Source organism: Kangiella koreensis DSM 16069, from assembly GCF_000024085.1.
Classification (GTDB): Bacteria; Pseudomonadota; Gammaproteobacteria; order Enterobacterales; family Kangiellaceae; genus Kangiella; species Kangiella koreensis.
Map to the genome: position 1 here is coordinate 153444 of NC_013166.1, position 24237 is coordinate 177680.

Consider the following 24237-nt stretch of genomic DNA (forward strand, 5'->3'; position numbering starts at 1 on the left):
TCATTCAAGAAGTGCTGCTATGCAAGATATCGTTATTGCCCCCTCTATTTTATCCGCTGATTTTGCTCGCCTAGGTGAAGAAGTCGACAATGTTCTTAAAGCTGGAGCCGACTGGGTGCACTTTGATGTAATGGATAATCATTATGTGCCTAATCTAACCATAGGACCTATGGTTTGCGAAGCACTCAGAAATCATGGCATTAAAGCGCCTATTGATGTGCATCTAATGGTCGAGCCGGTGGACAGAATTATCCCTGATTTTGCAAAAGCTGGTGCTAGCTATATCACGTTTCATCCCGAGGCCTCTAAGCATGTGGACCGCACCATTGGTTTGATTAAAGAGCAGGGCTGCAAAGCTGGTATCGTGCTTAATCCAGCAACGCCATTAAGCGTCTTAGATTATGTGATCGAAAAGCTGGATATGGTGTTATTGATGTCTGTTAATCCAGGTTTTGGTGGGCAAAGTTTTATTCCTCATACCTTGCAAAAGTGCCAACAGGTGCGTCGCCTAATTGACGAGCGAGGCTTGGATATTCGTTTGGAGATAGATGGCGGTGTAAAGGTTGATAATATTGAGGAAATCGCAGCCTGTGGAGCAGATACTTTTGTGGCGGGCTCTGCGGTGTTCAATGCGGATGATTACGGTAAAGTAATTCACACCATGAAAGAGAACGCAGCGAAAGGTCGTCTTGGCTAGTTCTCGATAAATCGTTATTTGAAAGATAAACGTCAGCTTGTTAGGTTGAGTCTATGAGAAAAGTTTGGTGGGTCTTAGTAACCTTAGTTGTCGCAGCCTTTATTGGCCACTATATTACTGATCAAGCTGCGATTGATCAGTGTCTCGATTCCGGGGGCAGTTACTTTTATGATCAGCATTATTGCTCAGAGACTGAAAGTTATACCGGTTCAACCAACTATATTGCCAATCATCTAGGCTTTATCATCCTGTTAATTTTAAGCATTGTGTTTGCGGTTGGTGCCTATTTTATCAAAGCACCGAAGCCAATGGTCGGTAAACACAAGCGCTTATTGATGATCGATAACTATGACTCCTTCACCTATAACCTGGTGCAATATTTTGCCGATTTAGGCTTGGATGTTCTGGTTAAACGCAACGATGAGCTGACGGTGAAAGAAGCAAAGGAAATCAATCCAGACTATATCGTAATCTCTCCTGGCCCAGCGACACCGAATGAGTCGGGTATCTCTTTAGCGGTCATTGAAGAGCTGGCGCATGATTACCCTATACTCGGTGTTTGTTTAGGGCATCAGGCCATGGCCCAGGTATTTGGCGGAAAGATTGTTCGTGCAAAACAAGTCATGCACGGCAAGACCTCTGAAATTCATCATACTGATAAGGGCGTGTTCAAAGACCTGCCTAATCCTCTTGAGGCAACTCGCTATCACTCATTGATTGTTGATAACAAAAGTCTGCCAAAAGAATTCGAAGTGACCGCTTGGACTGAAGATGAAGAAGGTGAGCTTGAATACATCATGGGCATTAAACACCGCAGCCTGAAACTCGAAGGCGTGCAATTCCATCCAGAATCCATCATGAGTCAGCACGGCCATCAGATGCTGAAGAATTTTATAGTGGAATATCGCGACTAATTATCAGAAAAAAACCGACCCAACAAAAAAGCCATGTGTTTCCACATGGCTTTTTCATATCAACTGACTAATAAAACTAGCGCGCTCCGAAGATCACCATAGTCTTACCTTTAACGTGAATATGACCTTGTTCTTCGAGAGCTTTTAATACTCGGCCAACCATTTCACGCGAACAACCTACAATGCGACTTAATTCCTGACGGGTCACTTTAATCTGCATACCGTCTGGGTGAGTCATAGCATCTGGCTCTTTCGCTAACTCAAGCAAGGCATGAGCGACGCGACCGGTGACATCAAGGAAAGCCAAATCGCCCACTTTACGGCTGGTTTTACGCAGACGCGTTGCTAACTGGGTTGCCAGGCGGAATAGAACGTCTGGGTTTTCGCGAGTTAACTGGCGGTATTTATCGTAGCTAAGTTCAGCCACTTCGCATTCTGATTTAGTACGAACCCAGGCGGTGCGATCATGGTCATCAGTGAACAGGCCCATTTCGCCGAAGAAATCACCAGGGTTGAGGTAAGCAAGTACTAGCTCACGACCTTCATCGTCTTCGATCAACACCGTTACAGAGCCTTCAAGCAGGAAATATAGTGTGTTTGACGAATCGCCGGCATAAATCAGGGTACTTTTCGCTGGGAAGCGACGTCTTTGACAATGATTCAGGAACCATTGAATGGTCTCGTCTTGTGCCAAATGATAAGGTAACGCCATGAAGTCGTCCTATTTTATTGTAATCTAATGAAAATATAGCATGAAATCTTAGTCATGTACCCCTTCAAAATCAAATTTGTTGTGGCACTATATAGCCCCTGAATTATACAACTGAGTCACAAAACACCATGAAAGTAAGCTTAGACTGGGTCGGCGACCTTAATTTCGTCGGAAAGAACAGCAAACGCCAACGCGTAATGTTTGGCGGGGAGGGCGATTATGTTTCGCCAATGGAGAATTTATTGATGTCAGCGGGTGCTTGCGCGTCGATTGATGTAGTCATGATCCTCGAAAAAGCACGCCAGAATATCACTGGTTGTCATTGCGAAATCGAAGCTGATCGTGCAGATGAACCACCGCGTCGGTTTACCGGCATCAAATTCCACTTTGTGGTCAACGGCAAAGATTTATCGACCAAGCATGTGCAAAAAGCTATCGATCTGTCTGTTGAGAAATACTGTTCGGTGATGCACTCACTGGATCCTAATATGCCGATCAAAACGTCATTCGATATTGTTCCAGTATAGAGAAAGTCTAGGATAACGCCATGAAACGACCAGCAGAACATTTAGGAATGCGCCATCTGGCGCTATTCGTCGACAAGTTTGAAGAAACCGAAAAGTTTTATACCGACCTCATCGGCATGGAAGTGGAATGGCGACCGGATGAAGATAATGTATATTTATCTTCAAAAGGACACGACAACCTTGCACTTCACCGCAAGCAACCAGGCCTCGACATCAGTGGCGGGCAAAAACTGGATCACTTGGGCTTCATCATGAAAACCGCAGATGATACCTACGATTGGTATGAGTTTCTAAAAGGACATGGGGTGCAAATGTTCACCGAACCGAAGCTTCATCGAGATGGCGCGACTAGCTTCTATTGCGCCGATCCAGATGGCAATCGGGTGCAGATGATCCATCACCCACCCATCTCTAGCTCTTAATCGTCGGTGAGGTGAGGCTAAGCTAAGACTTTAGAGAGATAGCAAGCCCCGAAAGAGAAGAAACATTTTCAGGGTTTGCTTTTTAAATCTTTTAATTACTATGCTCGGAAGCCTGCTTCGCAACTCTTTGGTGCAACCAGGCTAGAGCGAGTAGCGAGAGGCCCAGCCCCATAAAAGAGGCGACGCGCCATAAACCATCCAGCCCCGCCATATCCACCAGAAATATCTTTCCAATAACAAAAACTAACAACCCCATGCCAGCTCTGTAGAGTTCTTTATTACTCCAATGAGTGCCAAACAATACCGCTGGAATAGACAGCAGTAGCCAAACGATTGAGTAGGTATAAATTTCACCATCGCCAGTCGAGCGATTTAATGCCAAAGAACTGCCCTGCCATAATTGTCGGATTTCTAATGTAACGAACAACAAGGTGGCAAAGCCAGCAACTCTAAGTGCCATTTTTTTGAAGTTGGGACTGTGAAAGCGAGCTATAAGTAACGCCAACGCGATTGGCGCACCATAGGCCAGCAGAAGTATGTTGAAAATCGGTAAGCCGGAAATGGATTCACCGCTCCACCAAGGATTTTTGATAACAACACAAATAGCGTAGCTGGCTGCCGCCATGAAAAGTAGTAACTTCGAGCAGATGCGATAGAAGTTGCCAAGGGTATTGCTCAGTGTGGCACGATGATAATAAATCAATGACAAGGCAGCCCACAATGACGTATTGATAGCAGCTTCCACCAAGCTGTATTCAGAGACGAATATTTGGCCATCATACAACCAATAGCGAAGTTCAGTTCCAATGGCGAGTATTAGAAGGTGTAGAGTAGCGGCTTCAAGCCAGCGCTTAAGGGGGCTTTCAGGAGCGCATAAGCGACTAGCCAAATACGCAAATAGTGTGGAGCCACCATAGGTATAAAGTGACCAGTGCACATCGGTTGGGTAGTCTGCCAGCCAGGGGTTCAAGGTTAGCCGAATGACCACAAGGGAAAGAACGGCCTTGAGTAGTAACTCTAACCATGGGAAATGATAGCGTTTGATTAACCAGGTAAATGTTAATAGTTGCGCTGCTAACGCCAGAGATAGCAAAGCTTCACGGAAGAACAGCACGGCAGCCAGAGAATAAGCAAAATGTGCCGACAAGGTAAGCCACAAAGCGACTTGGTCCTGTTTATTTCGTTGCAATCGCAAACCAGCGACAAGGGCATAGATTAAGCCAAGTAATAGAGTGAACACGCTCCAGAGCAGGGATGGTGTATGGCCATGAACCTGTAAATAACAAAGCGAAATCCAAACCAAAGGTGCTATTAAGGCTAATGAGGCGCGGCTATGGCTGAAGCCTCGCGCGTACCATTGCCATGCAGATAGCCCCGAATAGGTCAGTGTCATGGCACTGGCGAACATAAGGAACTGCTCTTTGAGCGCATCCGGTAAGAGTTGGAATTGGTAGCCATTGCTACCGGCAACAGGCTCAAATCCAATCGCAAACCAGACCAGCCACTGAACAATCAATGCAGCCCAAGGTAGCAGGGAGAGACTTTGTCGACCAAAGCTTGCTAGAAAAACAACAACAATGAAAGGAGTGGATAAAGCAAAGGACATTGCTCCCTCTCCTTGTCTTAGCATCGAAATGCCCCATGCCAAAGTAATTAACAGCACCACCAGCTGATGCATTGAGGTGGGTTGATTGGCGATACTGAATGTGTTGTTGTCAGCTTGAGAAGCCGACTCGGTTTGCTTGTTTGATAGCAACCAGTCAAAGCGCGGAATGGCTAATATTCCCCACGCCAATAGAGCTAGATAGAACCCTTGAAAAGAGTCGGCCTGATTTGTGGAGAGAGAGATAAGCCACCAGCCTAGCGAACCGGCAACCAGACTCCACCACAGCCATTCTCGAAATACATAACGAACCAGCAGAAGTGCGGAGCCGGTGATAATTAGCGAGTAAACCAAAGCGGCTATCATGTTACCACTGTTGGTGTTTACCAATATGGGCACGATGTAAGCACCAATCAAACCCATAATGGCTAATACTGGACCATGTAACAGTGACAGACCCATGGTTAGTAAGGACACAATAGCGAGCAAGACGAAAACCCAGCTGGGCTGCATCAGTTCATAGATGTGCAGGGCGGCCAGCAAAGCGGCATAGAGTGTAATACTTGCGCCGCCCGCCAAAGATGCAAATACCGGATCGCTACCTTTATTGCGTCGACGTAGCCACTCAGCTACCGCATGAAATGTTAGCCCAATAACGATGGCTAATGTTATTTGTGTTTTCGGACCCAATAAGCCAGCGCTGATGCTGTATTTAACTAAAAAGATTCCCGCTAGTCCGACAGACATGCCTCCCAGCCAGATCATCCAGTTATCGATTAAGTGGTCGAGCCAACCTGGACTCTCTATCTTTGTCGAAGTAGAGGCCGGAGATGGTCGAGGGGAGTTTATGGGTTTTTGCGGAGTCGGAGCCTTTACTCGAGAAGGTTCTGCAGGCTGTTCTGGTTGTTTTTCTGATGCAGGAGCTTTAACTTCAGCAACTGATTGTGCTGGCGCTTGTCTGTCGTTGGCAGACTTTAACTGCTTCAGCTCATGAGATAGTCGTTGATGAGCTTCATTAAGTTTGTTGATACGGAAAAAAGAAACAAAGCCTAATATCCCTCCGATAAATGCTACCAACAGCATTAATATCACTAACATTATAAGTGACTCCATAATGTAACTCCCAATTCCCTATAACTGTTATGGATTTATTTGATAGCCCAAAATATATCAGTTTAGCGGTCAAGCAAACAGCTAATTGATTGAAATATAGAATAAATCAAAGTTTGTTCTGAAAATTACGTGTTGTAGCATCAGGTTTTACGAGGAGAGGATTGAATTTAGCAGAGGAGAGGATTACCCTATTTTTTATAAGGATATATTCTGTCCAGGATGCCTGTCTGGAAGAGCTAGGGGTAGCCAATCTCCAACGCATAATCTATGCATATCTGACTTCTTATAAATAAAAGCTATCTATCTCATAGTTCTTTATAAATGTTAGCGATTCTAGGGTGAGAGTATATTCATTAGGAACCTTGTATTTCTCATACAAAAGGAGTCGTAAAATGTTAAAAAAATCAATCCCTTTAATCTCTGCATTAGCAGTGGCGGTGTCATTAGGAATGGCATCAACCCATGCTGTAGCAGCAGATGAAACAGGGTCTATGGCCAATGAATATTGGTGGCCTAACAAACTAGACCTTGAACCTCTCCGCCAACATAGTCCTGAGTCTAATCCCTACGGTGATGACTTTGATTATGCTGAAGCTTTCAGCAAATTAGACCTCAACGCTGTTAAAAAAGATATCGAAGCCTTAATGACCTCCGATCAAGAATGGTGGCCGGCAGATTATGGTCATTATGGTCCTTTCTTCATTCGTATGGCGTGGCATGGTGCGGGTACTTACCGGGTGCAAGATGGCCGCGGTGGTGCTGGCGGTGGCCAACAACGTTTCGAGCCGCTTAACAGCTGGCCGGATAATGTGAGCCTTGATAAAGCGCGTCGTTTGCTTTGGCCGGTAAAACAAAAATACGGGCGTAGCATTTCCTGGGCTGACTTAATGGTACTGACCGGTAACGTTGCGCTTGAGTCGATGGGCTTTAAAACCTTCGGTTTTGCGGGTGGTCGTGTCGATCAATGGGAACCTGATATCGTCTATTGGGGCCCTGAAAAAAAATGGTTAGCGGATGAGCGCTATGAAGGTGATCGTAAACTGGATAATCCATTAGCAGCTGTGCAGATGGGTTTGATTTATGTGAACCCAGAAGGTCCTAACGGCAAACCTGATCCATTATTAGCAGCCAAGGACATTCGCGATACGTTTGGGCGGATGGCAATGAATGATGAAGAAACGGTTGCCTTGATTGCCGGTGGTCACACCTTCGGTAAAGCGCACGGTGCGCACAAACCCGATGAATGTATTGGGCCTGATCCCGCTGGCGCACCAATCGAGAACCAGGGTTTGGGTTGGGAAAATAAATGTGGCAAAGGTAACGCTGAAGACACTATCACCAGTGGCTTAGAAGGTGCCTGGTCAGTAAACCCAATCGCGTTTACCACTCAATACTTCGATAATCTATTCGGTTTTGAATGGGAACAAACTCGCAGTCCAGCGGGTGCGATTCAATGGATACCCAAAGATGGTCAAGCGGCAAATTTAGTACCTGATGCGCACGTTGAAGGTAAGCGTCATGCGCCCATCATGTTCACCACTGACTTGTCGCTTAAGTTTGATCCTGAGTATCGCAAAATCTCCAAGCGATTCCATGAGAATCCAGAGGAATTTGAACTAGCATTCGCTAAAGCCTGGTTCAAGTTAACACACCGTGATATGGGGCCGAAAGCTCGATACTTAGGCAGTGAGGTACCAAACGAAGATCTTAGCTGGCAAGACCCGATCCCTGAAGTAGACTACACCTTGATCAATGACGACGAAATCGCTGATTTGAAAGAGGAGATTCTGGATTCAGGTCTAACCGTAGAGCAATTGGTCAGAACTGCATGGGCTTCAGCTGCAACGTTCCGCAATACTGACATGCGCGGTGGAGCTAACGGTGCGCGCTTACGTTTAGCACCGCAAAAAAGTTGGGCAGTGAACGATCCGAAAGAACTGGCGAAAGTTATGAAGAAGCTTGAATCGATTCAGAAGGCCTTCAACAAAAGCCTTAAGAGTGGCAAGAAAGTTTCCTTAGCGGACGTGATTGTTCTGGGCGGTGCAGCGGCCATTGAAAAAGCAGCCAAAGATGGAGGCCATGATGTGACAGTTCCGTTCTACCCTGGTCGTAACGATGCGACAGCAGAAATGACGGAAGTGGATTCAGTCCAGTATCTTGAGCCAAAAGCAGATGCATTCCGAAACTACTTTGGTAAAGACAATCGTTTATCACCAGCGCAAATGATGGTCGATAAAGCCGATACATTAGGCTTGACCGTACCAGAAATGACCGTGTTAATAGGTGGTATGCGTGCCTTGGGAGCCAACACTGGCGGCGTTAAGCACGGTGTCTTTACGGCAAAACCCGGCACCTTAACCAATGACTTCTTTGTGAACCTGCTGAGCATGGACACTAAATGGTCAAAAGCAAAAGGTACGGAAGGTTTGTATGAAGGCAAGGACCGTGCAACAGGTAAAGTGAAGTGGACCGCCACTCCCGTTGATCTGATATTCGGTTCTAACTCAGAGCTTCGCGCAGTAGCAGAAGTTTATGCACAAAGTGACTCGCAAGAGAAATTTGTCAATGACTTCGTTGCCGCCTGGAGTAAAGTAATGACAAATGATCGATTTGATCTAGAGTAATTACTAAGCGGCAATAAAACTGTAAGCTAAGAAGCCACCTGCGGGTGGTTTCTTTTTATGTTGTCATAAAGCATTCTACGAAGGGTATATGAAAATAATACTGTTATTAACGTTATTCTCAGTTTTGACTGGCTGCACCTTATCAGCTAACCAAACAGTGGAAGAATCGAAACAAAAACAGAATCAAGAAGTGGTTGCTGAAAATTCTGTATCCAAAGAACTGATCACTCAGGGCGCAAAATATTTTCGCTTTCGTTGTGGCGGTTGCCACGAAATGAGTACTGAAAAAGGTTCAAGCTTTGGACCGCACCTTGAGGGTATTATTGGGCGAAAAGTTGGGGCTGTAGAAGGTTATGATTATTCAAACGCATTAAAAGAAGCTGACTTTGTGTGGACTGAAGAAGTGATGGCTAACTGGTTGGCAAAGCCTGAATCATTACTGCCGGGTATGTGCATGACCTTTAAAGGTGTGCCAGACGAAGACGTGCGCAGGGCAATGATAGCTTTTATGAAAGAGCCAGGCTTATAAGAATAAGTGGTATTAGGAAGGCAATAAGAAATGTGGTCTGAGCGTTATCGATTATATAAATAACGCTCATTGAAAGTGATTGGCTAATAAATTAACAGTCGCCAATACGTTCAGAAGTCCATCGCATATTAATTTCCATCTGCATACCTTGCATCGACATATTCATATCCATGGTGCCATGCCCGGTATCATCTTCTGCTGTATATTCTCCATTAACAGTCACTTCATTACCTTCAGCACTACAGGCCATGCCAAAAGTTAAGGTGTTGCCTGAAATGTCATTTCTAATAACTTCACACTCACCTAATTCTTCGGTCATTTCTTCTGGATTAAATGAGGTCTCGGTAACGCACTCTTCCGTGGTTGAAGTTTGTGTTTGATCAAGTAAGGAGTTGCTGGTTGTTGTAGTTGTTTTCCAAAGGCCTGGGTTGATGGATAACTCCGATGCTTGCGCAGAGGAAAAAGAAAGGGCTGTAAAAGCGATAAGAGAAAGAGAAAATATTTTAAACATAATGATGTCCCTATAATGAATAAGTAAGAAAGCTTAAAGGCAATGATTAGAGAAATCCAGTTGTAAGGGGCTACCCATAGAAAATTTTACAAAAAGATTTCTGTAAAAAGTCAGCTAGAGAGATATCAAACTAGTATCAGGATATTTGCCGGTCCACAAGCCAAAAGCTTCTGCACCTTGCTCAATCAACATGCCCAGACCATCAAATTGTAGAGCGGTGTAATCTTTAGCGGCAGTTAAAAAGGTTTCAGCTTTAGCGCCATAATTTAAGTCATAAGCTACCGCGGTATTGTCAAATTTAATCTGCGGCAAAAACTGTTCCGCATTAAAACTGACAGAGTTAACCACTAGATCCACAGCGATATCATTGGTGTAAAGTTGAATCGGACCAAGATGATTTAATGCCTCGGCCATGGCCTGTGCTTTAGATTGAGTACGATTTATTAAGTAGACTTCGAAACCATCAAGTAATAGTGCCTGAGCAATGCAACGGGCAACACCACCAGCACCCAGCAACACCGCACGCTTATTCTGAAAGTCGAGTTCTTTATGGTGCAAGTCTTTAACAAAGCCAATGCCATCTGTGCTGTCGCCTAATATTCCTTCCTTGGTTTTGACCAAGGTATTGACGCTTTGCGAATCCTTAGCGCGTTGCGTAATAATGGTCGCGTAATCAAGCGCCTGTTGTTTGAAAGGCGCGGTAACATTAAGACCATAACCGCCACTCTGGAAAAAATCGTTCAGAACACGGTTAAAGCCTTTAGCTGTCGGACAGATTTTCCCATACTGAATATCAATGCCAAACTGCTGTGCGAATTGCTGGTGCAGCTGCGGCGACATGCTGTGTGAAATTGGATTGCCCACAACACCAAGTCGTAATGGTTGGTTAGGCTCGATAATGCTACTCATATAATAGAACCTTAACCGATCAAACCAAAAATAATATACAACACGATACTAATTCCGCCTGCAAACAGTGCATAAGGTAATTGAGTTTTAACGTGATCCAGAAGATCGCAACCCGCAGCCAATGACGAAATTACCGTGGTGTCAGAAATCGGCGAAGCATGATCGCCGAATACGCTACCGCCTAAAACCGCAGCTAACACCAGACTTGGTGAAATACCTAAACTGACCGCTAAAGGAATAGCGATTGGAATCAGGATGCCGAAAGTACCCCATGAGGTTCCAGTGGTGAAAGAAATAAAACCAGCCAACACAAAAATCAGTGCTGGAATAATCCACAAAGGCAGAAACTCACCGACGGCGCCCGCGACAAATTCACCGGTTTTTAAATCGGTCATCGAATCCGATAGCGCGAAAGCAAGCAATACTAGCGTGACCAAAGGCAACAGATGACCAAGTCCCTTGAATGATTCTTCCATCAGTTCTTTAGTTTTGCGTTTGGCATCAAAGCGTAACAAACCGAAAATCAAGAGGGTTGAAAGGATCACTGACCACAGAACTGACTCGGAGCCTGAACCCTGGCGCAAATCGCCATCGCCAGTGATATACATAAACACTAGAATGCTGATCACCATAAAGGAAAGCGGCCAAAGCATATACCGTTTCTTGGTGGCTGGTGGTAAGGGCTCGCTGGGCACTTCTAATGCTTTCGATTCCTCAGCTTTTAGCGGGCCATAAACCTTGCCCGTGTAAACCGTATAAAAGACTATCAGCAAAGTAACGATGGCATAAAAGTTTAAGCCAATACTGGTCACCAACACGCCAGTTGGATTAGCAACGCCGGTTTTTTCAACATGACCGAGAATGGCTGCGCCCCATCCGTTTAGAAGAATCAGAACGCTGATTGGCGCACAGGTAGAATCGATAATATACGCCAATCGGGCACGGCTCATCTTGAATTTGTCGAATAAAGCCTGCGATGATAGGCCGGCGGTTAACACACTCATATTAGTATCGATAAAGATGCTGCTTCCGAGAATAGTTGGAAGCATGCCTGCTCGGCGTTGATTGTGAACATATTCTTTGCGCGTCAGCCAATTGACCAATGCCGAAACGCCGCCAGAAATCTTAATTAGTTGAATCAGGGCGCCAATCAAAAGGCTAAACATCAAAATCCGCGTGTTATACGCGCTCGAAAAGACGCTGACTAAACGGTCAACGGTATCGGTGAACGCATGGATAGGATTACCACCAACCAGAATCAGCTCAGCAGTGAAAATCGCCATCAACAGAGCGATGATGACTTGGCGTTTCCAGACAGCGATTAAAATCGCTACAATGGGCGGTAGGATGCTTAACCAGGACATAAAGGTAATGGTTTTGTTATTCGAGTTTTCCGTCAAAGCACCATATAGCAATCATCAGGTAAATTCAATGCAAGAGAAAACCAGCCCCAAACGCTTCGTCGCCGGCGCCACCTGCCCCGAATGTAAGGCAATGGACACTACAGTCTGCTTTTATGAAGACGACATCTTTGTACGGGAATGCACCGAATGCGGTTTTATAGAAAGAATTGGTCATGATGAAGAGCCAGACGATAAATCAAAACCGCAGATGATTAAGGTCAAAGAGTTGTAGGGGGATAGCTACAATGTATCGCATACCAAAAGATTTAGATCTTTCTAAAATGATTGGAGAGTTCACAACGCAAATAGCTGTGGGGCAGAATGACATTCAGTTAAGCTTTGGGAGTGTCACCTTTACCATTGAATCAAAAATAATGATCATTCGAGATGGCAAGATCATTGGGATATGGGAAGGCGCTAACTGGCCAACATCAGAGTTCTACGAGATTATGAACGTCCATGTGGTGGATTATAAGGTTCCAGGTGAGAGAACAATCGTCATTGTCCTTGAGAATAATATGGAGATACATATGCATGATGACTCCGACCATTATGAATGCATACAAATATCAATTGATGGTAATGTTAAATGGTTATTTAATTACAACGAATAAATGGCAAGCATAAAGAGACTAAGAAGTGTAATTCATAGCACTGCTCACCATTCCGTGAGCGGGCTTTGCTACGTGCATCCTTATTTAGGAGAAGCATGTCAAGAAGTTGGTATAAGTACGGTATCTGTGAGCCTGTCAAAAATCGAGATAAAGCCTAAACTTGAAAATGAAAGGAAGGAATTAGAGTTATCAATTACCGCACTTCGACAGAAGTTCAAGGAACTGCTGGAATCTGAACGAATGATGATGGATGAAATAAAAAGTGCGGATATTATCTTTAATTTCAGCAAAAGTATTTGGCCAGATAGTTGTTATATTGAGGTGGTAACACAAGAGGATAAAAGGATTGAGGTCGCCGTAGACTCTTTGGGTAATCCAGCTGAGATTTTAAAAGCCGAAAGGTAGGAAGTGCCCTCGGTACCGCGGTATGACACGGTAATGTTTGAGTTGGATTATTGTGAGCATAAAAAAAGGTGCGTCGTGACGCACCCTACGTAGAACGAAATATATTAACTCTTTTCGGTTAAATCACCGATCAAATCATATTCACGTCTTGGTTTAACTTCATTAGCCAGTCCTTTTTGGTAGGCTTCCTGCGCTTGGATGGGATGGCCAAGTTGGTTGTAGGCCTGGGCGAGGTAATAGTGTGCTTCAGCGGATGGAATGATCGCCAGGCTTTGCTCCAGATAACTTTTGGCTTTGCCCCACAGTTGTGCTTTAAGCGCCAACTTACCTAGAGTTGCGAGTAGCACAGCGTTATGGGGTTTTTGTTTAAGCCAACCTTCGGCGTAGGCTAATGTCTTATCGGGCTGTGGTGTGTCGATATCACCGAACAGTTGAATCAGCTCGTCCTGCCATTGGTGTTTTACTGAATCTTTAACCAATACTTCCAATTCCTGATCCTGTTGCAATTGTGCAAGGGCTCTACCGTAGGTCAGTTCTAGCTCAGGCGATTTGCGCAAATGATTGGGTATACTGCTCCAGAACTCTGAAAGTTTGTCGAAGTTGGCGGTTTCAGCCTGTTTTTGCAGCTGATGATTCCAGGCCAAAATTTCAATGGTATTCAGTTCGCTGGATTCGAACACACGGTTTTTGCGTAGCTTGGGCAAGATATCGATGACATGTTGCCAGTCATTCAAGCGTGCATACAGTTGATAAAGCAATTTCAGGACATAAGGGTGATGTGGCGATATGTCACGTAAGTGGCTTAAAGTCGCTAGCGCTTGCTCGTATTGCTTGTGCTGCATCTGTAGCTGTGCCTGAGTCAGGCCAATCGCGACCTGCGCATCAGGCTGAGTTTTAGCGGCTATATGCAGATAATGATCACGTCCCTTGTCATTACCCTGTTCCTGCGCGGCACGAGCGGCTGCTAAGTAATTAATCAGTTTGGTATTGCGAATCTGAGCGCCTTTGGCCAATAATTTTTCTGCTGTTTTCCAATGACCTTCGGCTAAGGCAATCATGCCGTCGATGGTGTTTTGACGAGCTTTACGAAGATTACGATCACCGAACCAGTTGAGGGTCAGGTTGCTGGTGCGCAGTAAATAGCGAATCAGTAACCAGACCAGCCATAATAAAACTAGGCCTAAAACAAGCAGGCCAAGCGCAACATTGTTCTTAAACTCAATGGCGGTTTTATCGAGCAGGATATAAGTCGAACCAGGGATTTTGCTGATCAGCGGGCCAATAATCAGACCACCCAACAGACCGAATAGTAGATACCATTTTAACTTCATTGGGCGACCTCCTCAGAGGTTGCTGGTGCTGGATTGCTAGCTTGAGACTGGCGCCCGGTAATTTGCTCTATGACCCGTAACGATTGCAGTTGCTGTGGCAAATTAAGCGCCACGCTCATTTGTAATAATTCATCCAGCTGTTGCATAAAAGCAGTGGTAGTTGCAGGTTCACTTTTGAAATATTGGCTGACCCAGTCTTCAATTTCACCAAGAGCATTTTGATAGACTGCATCATTATGCTGAATAGCCGCCAGTTGTGCGGTTTGTAGATTCAACAGGATGTTTTGACGCAGCAGAGCATCATGTTGTGGCGAGATAAAAGGCTTCATTGATTCATCATAATGATGCACCGTGTAATACTGGCTGAGTGCAGAACTGAAAGAATCTTTAAAGCGTTGCCAGCCAGAAGTTTCTTCTTCGGTGGTGCCATCGGTAGCTTCAGTTGATTCAGTATCTTCGGCATCAGGTAGTTGCACCGTCGCTAATTCAAGATCTTCAACCAAAGGCTTGAGGCTTTGCAGTTTTATCGCGACGCCTTCGATATCCAGTGCACCGCTGGCGCGAACAATATTGATGTCGTTATTGATAGCCTGACGTAAACTTTGCAGACTGGAATCATTCATGGCCAACACCTGACGGTCTGCAGCTTGCAATAATCCTACGATGGTTTTGGCGTTGTCTGTATAATGCAGTTTGTAGGAAGCCTGGCGAATCAAATATTCCGCCTCGGCCAGCATCCATTGATTCTGTTGCTCGTCAGTTGAGGTGATTTTTTGTTGCGTAATCTTGAGCTCGTTTTGCAATTGTTCCAGTTGCAGAGAAAGTTGATGATTAACCTGCGACAGCTCATTGGCCTGCTGGCTACTTTCGCTTTCTAAATTATTAATAACACCTTGTTGTTGCTGTACCTGCTGTTGCAGTTGATCCAGCGTACTGGCTTTTTCCTGCGCTGATTGGTAGTTGTTCCAAAGGGTCCAGCCGTAGTAGCCGCCTGCACCAATAATCGCAAGAATAATGACGATGATGATCCACTTCATGGGAGATGGTTTTTTAGCGGAGGAGGTATTACTTGCTGGTGTTTTTTTGCCAGAGTGAGCCCCTGAGCTGGCAGCTTTTTTGTCTTGAGTGGCTGATGATTGAGAATTGCTGGAGCTTTTGTCTGACTTGGCATCGCTACCAGAGTTAGAATTATTGTTTGAGGTCGCTTTGTCGTCCTGGCTGGCAGGAGTCGTCTCTTGCTTAACCGTATCTTTTGCGTCCTTATCCTTTTTGCTCATAGGTTCTCTCTCTTTACTTATTCATTATCAGTTACTTATTCATATCAGAAATAAAACATTGCTGAACGAACTTCGCAAGCTGTTGCTATCAGGGTTGGCACCAGTTTAAGCAGGCGCTAATGATTTCAGCGTTGGATGCGTCTTTAGCAGTATAACAATTTGTATAGCCCATTTGTCGAGCCAAATCACTAATTCGCGAGCTACCGCTGATAATAACTACCTGTTCGGGTGTAATCCCTGCAGTTGATAACATCTTATCGGTCAGCTCGAGGATTTGACCGCTGGTAACTACCCAGCCGATGGGCTTTTCTGCACTTGCCTGCTGCATGGCTGGCGGCAGTGCCGCTGTCAGTTCGATGCGATGATAGACCGGCAAAACGCCAAGTTGATAAGGGCCGCCCAGTTCCTGTTCCAGTAGGCCGCGTCCTTTATCGCCACGAATTAACAAAATTGGATAGTCGGCGGGCAATGAGAATTGGTTGATTAATGCCAGAATGCCTTCGCTATCCGGTGTTTTCGGAACTAACGCTGAAAGACCATAAGGCTGCAATGCCTTTTGAGTGGCTTTGCCGACGGCTATAAGGGTGTGGCCGAGAAACTGGTCGAGTTGTTCCTGGCTAAGATCTTTCAAGGCATAATCCACTGCCTGCTTGCTGACAAAAATCCACAGCTTGTGTTGCTTTAATAGTGTTAGCTGCTGTTCAGGTGAGTAATCGGTATTGGAGGTAAAGCGGATCAGTGGGCAGTGAATAGCGCGGTAACCCTCATCATTAAGCTCCTGACATAAGCTCTCGCCCATTGGAGATGGGCGAGTAACGATAATAGTTGTAGGGTTAGCCATAGCTTAAACTTTTCAATGCCCTTGAGGTTAGTGGTCGACAGTAGCTGCCAACTCTTGAATCAGTTCACGCGCACCAAGCTCCAGTAATTCTTGTGAGACTTTATGACCAATAGCCAGTGCATCTTGCGCTGGGCCTTCGGCGCTGGCTTCGATGATTTGCTGGTCAACGCCGCCAACTAATGCACGCAATGACAAAGTATCATCGTTAATAGTAGCAAAGGCTGCCACCGGAACCTGACAACTGGCCTGCAAAGTTTTGGTAATAGTACGCTCGGCAAGCACGCGCAGACTGGTGGTTTCATCTTGTAATGGCTGCAAAATAGCATCGAGATCAGGATCATTGGTGCGAGCTTCGATACCGACCGCTCCCTGGCCTGGAGCAGGTAGCATCAGCTCAGGCTCAAACTGGCTACGAATACGTTCTTCCAATCCTAGTCGCTTAAGGCCGGCAGAGGCCAGCACGATGGCATCATAGTTGCCGTCATCCAGCTTGGATAAACGGGTACCGACATTGCCACGCAAATCGGTAATCTTGAGATCGGGACGGGCTCTTAATAACTGAATTTTACGGCGCAGACTGGAAGTACCAACGTTGGCACCACAGGGTAAGTCATCCAGATTATGGTATTTATTAGAGACAAACGCATCAGTGGGATCTTCGCGTTCGCAAATCACCTTGAGTTCTAACCCTTCAGGAAATTGATAAGGCACATCTTTCATCGAGTGCACTGCAATATCAGCGCGACCTTCCAGCATGGCCTGCTCCAGTTCTTTAACGAATAAGCCTTTGCCGCCGATTTTGGTCAGTGGTGTTCCCAGAATCTTGTCGCCCTGAGTGGTCATCGGAACCAGCTCGACGGTTAAATCAGGGTGCAGTTGCTGTAAGCGGGATTGCACGTATTCGGCTTGCCACATGGCTAGAGGACTTTGGCGGGTGGCAATGCGCAGGGTTGAGATACTCATAATTGGATAGTTAACTCTTAACAGTTAAGGGTAAAAGACAGCATGTTGCGACGATCTTAGCATAAAGATATTGGCTTACGCAGAATTTGCAGTCAAAAATTGACGTACATCAGGCTGATGGCGACGACTGATTTCAGGCTTGGTTTTAGCGTCCTGAATCAGTGCCAGACAACCGCTGTCGTCCTGCTCAATACCAATTAGGTGTTGGCGATTAACCAGGGTTGAGCGATGGATACGTATAAAGTCATGGCTAAAGCGCTGTTCCAGATCCTTAAGACTTTCACTGCTTAACAGCACCTCTTTCGCAAGGTGCACTTCGGTATATTTCTGGTCCGAATGTAAAAACAGAATCTCTTCCACCGCGACTCGGCGTACGGTTTCGCGTTCTCGTATGCTCAAGTAAGCGGTTTTAGTCTGGGTAAGCTGGCGTTGTAGTTTTTGTAGTGCTTTGCTTAAGCGTTCATGCCGAATCGGTTTCAGCAAGTAATCTTGTGCGTCTACGTCAAAAGCCTGCAGGGCATATTCATCATAAGCCGTGGTAAAAATAATGTGCGGCTGTGGGTCATTTTGATTGAGCTGCTTGGCAACTTGCATACCGTTCATGACCGGCATCGAAATATCGAGGAAGATTAGATCAGGCTGCAGTGAATTAATCAGATCCAAGGCCTGCTGACCATTTTCAGCCTCGCCAACAATCTCCAAATCAGAATGAGAGTCGAGTAAGCGACGTAAACGCTGGCGGGCGGGTTGTTCATCATCAACGATTAATACAGAAATCATAATCTATCCGTTTACTTGCTTTGGTATGGTCAGCGTACAGTAAAAACAGCCATTGGATTGATGGTAATTAATCGACGCCTTGTTGCCAAACAGTACATCCAGACGCTGTTGAATATTACTCAAAGCCAGTGAGTTACCCTTGTGACTTTTGGCACTATCTTCTGCCAACGGATTAATCACTTCCAACTGAATATGCTTGTGATAACTCACTCCTTTAATAATGATGGAGCCACCTTCGGAACGAGCCTGAATGCCATGATAAACCGCATTTTCGATTATTGGCTGTAATAATAGCGGTGGCACTAGCAAGTTTGGATCAATAGTCTCAGTTTGCCACTCAAAACGAAGCTTATCGCCCAGGCGCTGTTGTTCCAGGTTGAGGTACTGGGTACATAAATGTTTTTCTTCACTAAAAGGGATTAGAACATCCGAGCGTTGCATACTGGCACGGAAAATATCGGCCATATCCAATATCATATGTTCGGTTTTAACTGGATCAACAATTGCCAGATTGGCAAGGGTGTTCAGGCTATTGAAAAGAAAGTGCGGGCGAATGCGTGATTGTAGAGCTTGAATGCGTGCCTCTGCTTCTGAGCGGATGCGGCGTAGACTTTCTTCGCGTAAGTAGAAATAGCGGAAGAATATTCCGCTGACAATAAGGGCAATGAATATATTTCGCAGCAGGAACCAGATTGAGGGCTCCTCGCTTAAATAAAAACTAATAAGCAGGCTGTAACTTAATGTGACTAGTAAGATGACTCCAATGGCTAGTGCTGAAAACCTTTGAAGGCTGACGGTTGGCAACTTAAGCAGAAAATATCTTCGCAACAAACACAGAATGCCCAGGCTGGTCAGCGAGGTCCAAAGAATAAACAGAGAGTAAAGACTGAGGTTTATCCAGAATTGATGTTGCCAGTTGGCCGTAGCAAAACTGAGTAGCAAAGCCAGAATAACGCTGGCAATAACAATCAAATAAACGGTCGCTGCCTGACAGAAGTCGGGAAGTTGATTAACTAAGCTGTTAGTCTGTTTTGCTTCATTCATGTGGCTTATAGTCGCGCAAAAATGCTGGAAAATCCATAAGTTAGTGTAAAAATAGAAGAACTCCTGCGAGTGGATACAGACCTTCTTGGTGTATAAATATTCAACAATTGTCACTTGCAGCCGATTATGCTTAGTTTTAGGATAGTTTCATCGGTAGTGGTACCGAGGCCTGGAATGATTTATGGCTGGCTAAAGGAGCTGACATGGAAGCAACAAAAGTATTCGACTGGATAGGACGACATAGGAAGACTATCCAAGCCTACATTATCCCTGGTCTGGTTGTTCTGGCTGGACTGGTTTATGTTTTAGTTTACGCCACTGGCGGCATCAAATACGTCTATTCCCATTCAATGTATATCCCCATATTGCTGGCCGGATTCATCTTCGGCATCAAAGGCGGCATTCTAATGGGGTTATTTGCTGGTTTTGTGTTGGGTCCTTTTATGCCCATCAATATAGAAACTGGTGAAATGCAACAGACCGCCAACTGGCTCTATCGAACTGGCTTCTTCACCTTGATTGGTGCCTTTAGTGGCGCAGTCAGTGATGGTGTTGGCTATTATATGCGACATCTGAAATGGTTATCGCGACATAATGATGCCACAGAGCTACCTAATCGTAGTGCCCTGTTTGATGCTCTGAAAGTGTTGCGCGAAAAACGTAAAAGCGAAAGCACAATATATTTAGTGCTGGTGTCTATTGAAAATACACTGGAGCTTAAATCTGCTTTTGGATTTAACGTGATTGACCAGGCAACCCGTCAGCTGGCAAAGAGATTGCAAGACTGCAATGGAGGGCAGGTGGTTTATCATACCGATTCAGCTCAGCTGGCATTGGTATTAACTGGCAGCGATGAGCATAATCATGATGTATTGGAGCAGTTGGGCGAAGCAGTGCAGGAGCCAGTGCTATTCAATGATATTCCGATCCATATTGAAGCGCGTATGGGTTACGCGATGCTTAATAAAATCAAAAAAGATCCGCACGTTTACTTACAAAGAGCTGAGGCTGCGCTGGCCCTGGCGCAGGAGCGTGATCAGGATGTAACCGTGTTTAGCCCTGAGATAGTCAGTAAAACGGAAGAAAATCTGATGATTCTTGGTGAGCTGAAAAATGCATTAGCCAATGGACAGATTAGTTTGCATTACCAGCCTAAGATCGATTTGAGTAATGGTAATATTTGTAGTGTTGAAGCCCTGATGCGCTGGAACCATCCAGAACGCGGTATGATTCCTCCGGGCCTGTTTATCCCAAGAGCCGAACAAAGCACCCTGATTCAGACCGTCACCGAGTTTGCGTTGGAAGAGGCCCTGAGTCAGATCAAAAGCTGGAAAAGACAAGGTATTGAAATCCCTATAGCAGTCAACATCTCTACTCGAAACTTACTACATCCTCATTTCACCGACCTTGTTTTATCCTTACTTGAAAAGTATCAGCTGAGTGGCGAATGCCTGGAGCTTGAAGTTACCGAAGGGTCCTTGATGGTGGATATGGAAAAAACTATTGATGAGTTGATTCGATTGGCTGGGGCAAAGCTGACGATTTCGATTGATGATTTTGGAACTGGCTACTCATCACTGCAATACCTGCATCGATTGCCAGCATCCTTAATTAAAATAGACCAGTCATTCGTACGGCGTCTACCCAACGACAAAGGTGCAGCGCACATCATCGACGCCGCCGTTACCCTCGCCAAGAAAATGGATATCCAAACGATTGCTGAGGGGGTTGAAACCCGCGAAGTGTATGACTACTTGCGCAACATTGGTTGCAATATGGTACAGGGCTACTATATTGCCAAGCCGTTACCGGTTAAAGAATTTAATGACTGGTACCAGCAACGGCATGGGGTTTATGGGTAAGGGGTACTGGCTATCAAGTATCCTTCTTCACAGAGGGGCGAAAAGCTAAATTAATGAATTCTAAAATCTAGCCATCAAACCTAATAGAAAAAATCACGAATACCTACTACCCCAACACTCCCTGTATATACTTCCCCAATGCCTGGATTTCTTCTAAACACACCGCGTGTGGCATTGGGTAGTCGCTCCATTGTACCTTAAAGCCATTTTCTTCAAGCACTTTGGCGCTGTATTGACCGCGTTGGATTGGGACAACAGGGTCTTGCTGGCCGTGAGCCATGAAGATAGGTGTATTAAGGTTGGTGTCAGATTTTTCGTCAGCAAGTTTGTCGGGTACGGTCAGGTAGGTTGAGAGGGCGACAATTCCTGCCAGCTTTTTGTCCAGGCGAGTTGCCAGATGTAAAGCTATGGCTCCTCCTTGTGAGAATCCAGCGAGGATAATTTTGTCGGCTGGAATGCCCTGTTCTATTTCGTGCAGTATCAGTTGTTCTACCTGCTCGGCAGATTGTCGAACGCCAGCTTCATCTTCTCGTTGAGACAGATCAGCATTGCGAATGTCATACCAGGCGCGCATTTGGTAGCCACCATTGATGGTGACCGGAATGACTGGCGCATGCGGGAAGATGAACTTTACTCCCAGCTCGGCAGGGACTTTAAGCTCCGGCACGATCGGCTCGAAGTCATGGCCATCGGCGCCTAAGCCGTGTAGCCAGATGATGGTAGCTTTGTGTTCAGCAGCAGGTTCAACAGTGACGCAAGGAAGTAATTCAGACATAAATGTAAGCTTATGGTTATAAAGTAGTGGTTATAAAAGGTACGGGTTATAAAGTAAAAGACACTGACTCGCCGGATTGTTGTGTCATAACGCGAGATAATAATTGCTCTAGCGGTTCCTTGTCTTTGTCAGTAATCCATTGGTCATGTACCCAATCCAGATGGTAGCCACCGTCTTTCGCTGCCAACCATAGTTGTTTCACTGGGGTTTGGCGATTAATGATGATTTTGCTGCCATTCTCAAGCGTGATGGTCAAAATGCCACCGCTGGTTTCGTAGTCGATATCAAGGTCCAACTCATCCAGCGCTTCTTCGATGGAGATGAGGGTGTCATCAACTTGCTGATTGAATTCTGATTCAGTCATAGTGATTCCTGGTAATCTTAGTGATTAATGCTGCCACATTGTGCCAGATTGCTGGCGTAGGGTTAAGTTAAAAAAGCATAGTGAGCCTGATTTTATGGGCGATGCAAACTTGCAGGAAACGGCAAGCTGTAGGAAGATAGGGCTAATTCTCAAATTGATGAAAATACTCAACACACAATGTGTAAAAAACGAATTGGACAGCTATTAGGACTGTCGTTGCTGGCCTTGGTGCTCAATGCCTGTGGCCAAAAAGGTGATTTGTTCTTGCCTGAGAGCGAAGAAGCAGAGAAAGCTGCTGCTGAGGAAAAAGCTCCTGAGAAAGAAATGCCTGATGAGCGTGACCCAAAAGACGGGCCAATCATGGAAAAGGAAAAGCCAGCTGAGCAAGAGAGCGCTGAGCCGCAAGGTGACCAGCCATGATTATGCCGTTCAGCAAAATGCAGGGTCTGGGCAATGATTTCGTGGTGGTGGATGCGATTTCTCAGCCGGTTTATTTGAATCAGGGGCAAATCGCTAAACTGGCTCATCGAAATTTTGGTATTGGTTTTGATCAGCTACTGATTGTAGAAGCTCCGCAACATCCTGAATCGGATTTCCATTTTCGGATTTTCAATGCGGATGGCAGCGAAGCAGGACATTGTGGCAATGGTGCGCGAGCAGTAGCTAAATATGTCAGGCAGAAAGGTTTGACCTGGAAAAGACAGTTACGTCTTTCGACCAATACAGCGACCATGCAAGCGACTTTGGAAGATAATGGCCTAGTGACTATCGACATGGGTAAGCCGAGACTGGAACCAGCTCAGATTCCGTTGCGCTTTGCAGAAAAGCAAACGCTGTATTCAATTGATGCGGGCGGCATTAGTTATAAAGTCGGTGCGGTTTCGATGGGTAACCCACATTGCGTACTTAAAGTAGATAATGTGGAGAAGGCACCAGTACAAACCGTTGGCCCCATGTTGAGTCAGCATAAGTATTTTCCGTCACAAGCTAACGCAGGCTTTATGCAAATAGTGGATCGCCAGAATATTAAACTTAGAGTCTATGAGCGTGGCGTGGGTGAAACTTTAGCCTGTGGTACTGGGGCATGCGCAGCGGTGGTGGTTGCTCGCTTGCAAGGCTTGACCGACGATAAGGTCAAAGTGATGCTGCCAGGTGGAAGCCTATGGATTACCTGGCAAGGCGAAGGCTCAAGGGTATTCATGAGCGGACCAGCCAAAGTGGTATTCGAAGGCCAGGTTGAGATTTAATAATAATAAAGCGTTAGTTGGGAATGGTTTTAGGATCGTTTTCTATTAAAGATCCATTAACGGAATATCTTTTCGGGGAAGTAAAATGACAGAAGGTAATTCAGCAGAAGATCGGTTGAAAAGGGAACAGGAAATTGCTCTCTATTTGGAGCAGCATCCTGAGTTCTTTGAAAACCATCAAGACTTATTAGACAAACTGAGATTACAGCACAAAGTGTATGGCTCAGTTTCGTTAGTGGAACGACAAATTTTAGGCTTACGAAACAAAGCCGAGAAATTGCAAACGCAACTCAACACATTAATTGATAATGCACACAGCAACGGCGATTTATTGAATAAATGTGCAGAGTTGTTTGTAGCAATGATATCGTCACATTCAACGCAAGAAATGATCGACCGATTACTGGAACACTTACGCGATAACTTTGAACTTGATAATGTTCAATTGTGGTTGTTTGATGACTCTGGAACTTTACATCATGTGAATTACAGTGATATCCAAATGATTCGCCAATTAACCGATCAACATTTTATTCAAAATGATCCCATTTGTGGGCGTGTGACTGAAAGTATTTCACAACTGTTCGGTGGTGATCATGAATTGGAATCCTATTCAATTATTCCACTGGGTGAAAACTCCCGTGTGGGTATTATTGCTCTGGGCAGTAAGGATGTGGATTTATTTACCGCTGATATGGGTACATTGTTTCTACGCTTGATTGGCGATGTGACTGAAGCGTGTCTGGATAAACAGGAGAGTTAATTTTTAA

General features: G+C 45.2%; 26 protein-coding genes. 13 read left to right on the forward strand and 13 right to left on the reverse strand.

All coding sequences use genetic code 11. The features are described from left to right. The first annotated feature begins 19 nt into the window (after positions 1 to 19). Together rpe and KKOR_RS00740 are read left to right on the forward strand one after the other, a co-directional pair. Positions 20 to 697 (forward strand): ribulose-phosphate 3-epimerase, encoded by a 678-nt coding sequence (gene rpe / locus KKOR_RS00735; protein WP_012800087.1) that lies wholly within the window; start codon positions 20 to 22, stop codon positions 695 to 697. A gap of 308 nt (positions 698 to 1005) precedes the next feature. Then, on the forward strand, positions 1006 to 1611 hold the full coding sequence (locus tag KKOR_RS00740) for an anthranilate synthase component II (protein WP_041296086.1): 606 nt from the start codon (positions 1006 to 1008) through the stop codon (positions 1609 to 1611). A 76-nt stretch (positions 1612 to 1687) separates the two neighbouring features. On the opposite strand, the gene crp is transcribed toward KKOR_RS00740, so the two are convergent. Further along, positions 1688 to 2323 (reverse strand): cAMP-activated global transcriptional regulator CRP, encoded by a 636-nt coding sequence (crp, locus tag KKOR_RS00745; protein WP_012800089.1) that lies wholly within the window; start codon positions 2321 to 2323, stop codon positions 1688 to 1690. 128 nt (positions 2324 to 2451) lie between these two features. On the opposite strand from crp, the gene KKOR_RS00750 reads away from it, so the two are divergent. Both KKOR_RS00750 and KKOR_RS00755 read left to right on the forward strand, forming a co-directional pair. Beyond that, positions 2452 to 2850: an OsmC family protein gene (locus KKOR_RS00750; RefSeq protein WP_012800090.1), complete on the forward strand. Its 399-nt coding sequence runs from the start codon at positions 2452 to 2454 to the stop codon at positions 2848 to 2850. A 20-nt stretch (positions 2851 to 2870) separates the two neighbouring features. Then, positions 2871 to 3272, forward strand: coding sequence for a VOC family protein (locus tag KKOR_RS00755; protein WP_012800091.1), 402 nt, complete (start codon positions 2871 to 2873; stop codon positions 3270 to 3272). A 91-nt stretch (positions 3273 to 3363) separates the two neighbouring features. On the opposite strand, the gene KKOR_RS00760 is transcribed toward KKOR_RS00755, so the two are convergent. Continuing rightward, positions 3364 to 5988: a DUF2339 domain-containing protein gene (locus tag KKOR_RS00760; protein WP_012800092.1), complete on the reverse strand. Its 2625-nt coding sequence runs from the start codon at positions 5986 to 5988 to the stop codon at positions 3364 to 3366. Positions 5989 to 6380: 392 nt separating this feature from the next. On the opposite strand from KKOR_RS00760, the gene katG reads away from it, so the two are divergent. Further along, positions 6381 to 8612, forward strand: a complete 2232-nt coding sequence (gene katG / locus KKOR_RS00765) for a catalase/peroxidase HPI (protein ID WP_012800093.1) — start codon at positions 6381 to 6383, stop codon at positions 8610 to 8612. An 88-nt stretch (positions 8613 to 8700) separates the two neighbouring features. Next, complete coding sequence (locus KKOR_RS13305) at positions 8701 to 9141, forward strand: c-type cytochrome (RefSeq protein ID WP_012800094.1); 441 nt, start codon at positions 8701 to 8703, stop codon at positions 9139 to 9141. A gap of 91 nt (positions 9142 to 9232) precedes the next feature. Here the strand turns inward: KKOR_RS13305 and KKOR_RS00775 are convergent, their stop codons facing one another. The 3 genes from KKOR_RS00775 to KKOR_RS00785 form a co-directional block, all read right to left on the reverse strand. After that, the gene (locus KKOR_RS00775; protein ID WP_012800095.1) at positions 9233 to 9652 is read right to left on the reverse strand and encodes a DUF3617 domain-containing protein; all 420 of its coding nucleotides are present in this window, start codon (positions 9650 to 9652) and stop codon (positions 9233 to 9235) included. Between the two features lie 114 nt (positions 9653 to 9766). After that, entirely contained in the window at positions 9767 to 10561 is a 795-nt protein-coding gene (gene aroE, locus KKOR_RS00780; protein WP_012800096.1) for a shikimate dehydrogenase, read from the reverse strand. Positions 10562 to 10572: 11 nt separating this feature from the next. Next, positions 10573 to 11925, reverse strand: a complete 1353-nt coding sequence (locus KKOR_RS00785; protein WP_012800097.1) for a Na+/H+ antiporter NhaC family protein — start codon at positions 11923 to 11925, stop codon at positions 10573 to 10575. A gap of 7 nt (positions 11926 to 11932) precedes the next feature. On the opposite strand from KKOR_RS00785, the gene KKOR_RS00790 reads away from it, so the two are divergent. The 3 genes from KKOR_RS00790 (at position 11933) to KKOR_RS00800 (ending at position 12983) form a co-directional block, all read left to right on the forward strand. Further along, a complete protein-coding gene (locus tag KKOR_RS00790) occupies positions 11933 to 12196 on the forward strand; it encodes a YheV family putative zinc ribbon protein (protein WP_187287323.1) in 264 nt (87 codons plus the stop codon). Between the two features lie 13 nt (positions 12197 to 12209). Next, positions 12210 to 12578 (forward strand): hypothetical protein, encoded by a 369-nt coding sequence (locus KKOR_RS00795; RefSeq protein ID WP_012800099.1) that lies wholly within the window; start codon positions 12210 to 12212, stop codon positions 12576 to 12578. A 72-nt stretch (positions 12579 to 12650) separates the two neighbouring features. Further along, positions 12651 to 12983, forward strand: a complete 333-nt coding sequence (locus KKOR_RS00800) for a hypothetical protein (protein WP_143715027.1) — start codon at positions 12651 to 12653, stop codon at positions 12981 to 12983. A gap of 104 nt (positions 12984 to 13087) precedes the next feature. Here KKOR_RS00800 and KKOR_RS00805 read toward each other — a convergent pair whose 3' ends face one another. The 6 genes from KKOR_RS00805 to KKOR_RS00830 form a co-directional block, all read right to left on the reverse strand. Continuing rightward, entirely contained in the window at positions 13088 to 14314 is a 1227-nt protein-coding gene (locus KKOR_RS00805; RefSeq protein ID WP_012800101.1) for a heme biosynthesis protein HemY, read from the reverse strand. Continuing rightward, positions 14311 to 15591 carry a uroporphyrinogen-III C-methyltransferase gene (locus KKOR_RS00810; RefSeq protein ID WP_012800102.1) on the reverse strand — a complete coding sequence of 427 codons (1281 nt, stop codon included), beginning with the start codon at positions 15589 to 15591 and terminating at the stop codon, positions 14311 to 14313. Before KKOR_RS00810 ends, KKOR_RS00805 begins: the two co-directional genes overlap by 4 nt. 88 nt (positions 15592 to 15679) lie before the next feature. After that, positions 15680 to 16432: a uroporphyrinogen-III synthase gene (locus KKOR_RS00815; RefSeq protein WP_012800103.1), complete on the reverse strand. Its 753-nt coding sequence runs from the start codon at positions 16430 to 16432 to the stop codon at positions 15680 to 15682. A gap of 27 nt (positions 16433 to 16459) precedes the next feature. Further along, positions 16460 to 17395, reverse strand: coding sequence for a hydroxymethylbilane synthase (gene hemC, locus KKOR_RS00820; protein WP_012800104.1), 936 nt, complete (start codon positions 17393 to 17395; stop codon positions 16460 to 16462). A 75-nt stretch (positions 17396 to 17470) separates the two neighbouring features. After that, positions 17471 to 18175, reverse strand: a complete 705-nt coding sequence (locus KKOR_RS00825) for a LytR/AlgR family response regulator transcription factor (RefSeq protein ID WP_012800105.1) — start codon at positions 18173 to 18175, stop codon at positions 17471 to 17473. Between the two features lie 3 nt (positions 18176 to 18178). Beyond that, on the reverse strand, positions 18179 to 19219 hold the full coding sequence (locus tag KKOR_RS00830; protein ID WP_012800106.1) for a sensor histidine kinase: 1041 nt from the start codon (positions 19217 to 19219) through the stop codon (positions 18179 to 18181). Between the two features lie 203 nt (positions 19220 to 19422). On the opposite strand from KKOR_RS00830, the gene KKOR_RS00835 reads away from it, so the two are divergent. Then, a complete protein-coding gene (locus KKOR_RS00835) occupies positions 19423 to 21081 on the forward strand; it encodes a putative bifunctional diguanylate cyclase/phosphodiesterase (protein WP_012800107.1) in 1659 nt (552 codons plus the stop codon). 106 nt (positions 21082 to 21187) lie between these two features. On the opposite strand, the gene KKOR_RS00840 is transcribed toward KKOR_RS00835, so the two are convergent. Both KKOR_RS00840 and cyaY read right to left on the reverse strand, forming a co-directional pair. After that, positions 21188 to 21856 carry an alpha/beta hydrolase gene (locus tag KKOR_RS00840; RefSeq protein WP_012800108.1) on the reverse strand — a complete coding sequence of 223 codons (669 nt, stop codon included), beginning with the start codon at positions 21854 to 21856 and terminating at the stop codon, positions 21188 to 21190. 46 nt (positions 21857 to 21902) lie between these two features. Beyond that, a complete protein-coding gene (gene cyaY / locus KKOR_RS00845; protein ID WP_012800109.1) occupies positions 21903 to 22220 on the reverse strand; it encodes an iron donor protein CyaY in 318 nt (105 codons plus the stop codon). Between the two features lie 177 nt (positions 22221 to 22397). On the opposite strand from cyaY, the gene lptM reads away from it, so the two are divergent. The 3 genes from lptM to KKOR_RS00860 all read left to right on the forward strand — a co-directional run bounded on the left by lptM (position 22398) and on the right by KKOR_RS00860 (position 24230). Further along, complete coding sequence (gene lptM, locus KKOR_RS00850; RefSeq protein ID WP_012800110.1) at positions 22398 to 22640, forward strand: LPS translocon maturation chaperone LptM; 243 nt, start codon at positions 22398 to 22400, stop codon at positions 22638 to 22640. Further along, positions 22637 to 23467 (forward strand): diaminopimelate epimerase, encoded by an 831-nt coding sequence (dapF, locus tag KKOR_RS00855; protein ID WP_012800111.1) that lies wholly within the window; start codon positions 22637 to 22639, stop codon positions 23465 to 23467. The genes lptM and dapF overlap by 4 nt, the downstream gene beginning before the upstream one ends. 85 nt (positions 23468 to 23552) lie before the next feature. Next, positions 23553 to 24230 (forward strand): DUF484 family protein, encoded by a 678-nt coding sequence (locus tag KKOR_RS00860; RefSeq protein WP_012800112.1) that lies wholly within the window; start codon positions 23553 to 23555, stop codon positions 24228 to 24230. The last annotated feature ends 7 nt before the right edge of the window (positions 24231 to 24237 follow it).